This is a genomic window from Comamonas sp. B-9 (assembly GCF_000410635.1).
Classification (GTDB): Bacteria; Pseudomonadota; Gammaproteobacteria; order Burkholderiales; family Burkholderiaceae_C; genus Comamonas.
In genome coordinates, this window is the sequence record NZ_APCR01000599.1 from 1 (window position 1) to 1,029 (window position 1,029).

The 1,029-nt window shown below is 69.9% G+C and carries 1 protein-coding gene; it reads left to right on the forward strand.

All coding sequences use genetic code 11. The features are described 5' to 3' along the window. Window positions 1-1,029, forward strand: a 1,029-nt coding sequence (locus tag H928_RS0105990; RefSeq protein ID WP_021025683.1) for a PLP-dependent aminotransferase family protein, incomplete at both ends; no start/stop codon positions are given.

Consider the following 1,029-nt stretch of genomic DNA (forward strand, 5'->3'; position numbering starts at 1 on the left):
CCACACCGGCAGCGCCGGCTGCCTGCCGGCCAGCTGGATGGACGAGGGCCTGATCAGCGGCGCGCTGCGCGCCATCCTGAAGCAGGGCCTGCGTGCCGAGCGCAGCCTGCTGGGCTATGGCCTGCCCCAGGGCCTGGCGCCGCTGCGCCGCCAGATCGCATCGACCTTGCAGGCCCAGGAAGTACCCGCCCACCCCGAGACCCAGTTGATGACGGTGAGCGGCGTCACCCACGGGCTGGACCTGATCGTGCGCTGCTTTTTGCAGCCCGGCGACACCGTGCTGGTCGAGGACCCGGGCTGGTTCCTGATCTTTGGCCGCCTCAACACCATGGGGGTGAATGTGGTGGGGGTGCCGCGCCTGCCCGGCGGCCCCGATGTGCAGGCGCTGCAGGCACTGGCCGCGCAGCACCAGCCCAAGCTCTTTATCCTCAACACCGCCGTGCACAACCCCACCGGGCTGAGCCTGTCGGCTGGCGTGGCGCACGAGGTGCTGCGCATTGCCGAGCGGCATGATTTTCTGCTGGTCGAGGACGACACCTATTCCGAGTACCTGGGCAATATGCCCTTGCGCCTGGCCGCCATGGACCGGCTGCAGCGCGTGCTGCTGGTGGGGGGTTACTCCAAAACGCTGTCGGGCGGCTTGCGCGTGGGCTATGTGGCCGCCCGCCCCGAGTTCATCCACCAGCTGACCGATCTGAAGCTGCTGGGGGGCCTGACCTCCGCCCTGCCCAGCGAGCAGATCGTGCACCGCATCCTGGCCGATGGCAGCTACCGCAAGCATGTGGACCGGCTGCGCGAGCGGGTCGACAAGGCGCGCCACCGCTGCCTGCGCCAGCTCGAAGCGCTGGGCTGCCACGCGGTGCATGAGCCGGTCGCCGGCACCTTCGCCTGGGTGGACTGCGGTATGGATTCGGAACTGCTGGCGCGCCAGGCCAGCGAGCATGGCCTGCTGCTGGCGCCTGGCGTGCTGTTCTCGCCGCGCCAGGCGCCGTCGCGCTTGCTGCGCATCTCGGTGGCCATGGCCGAGCA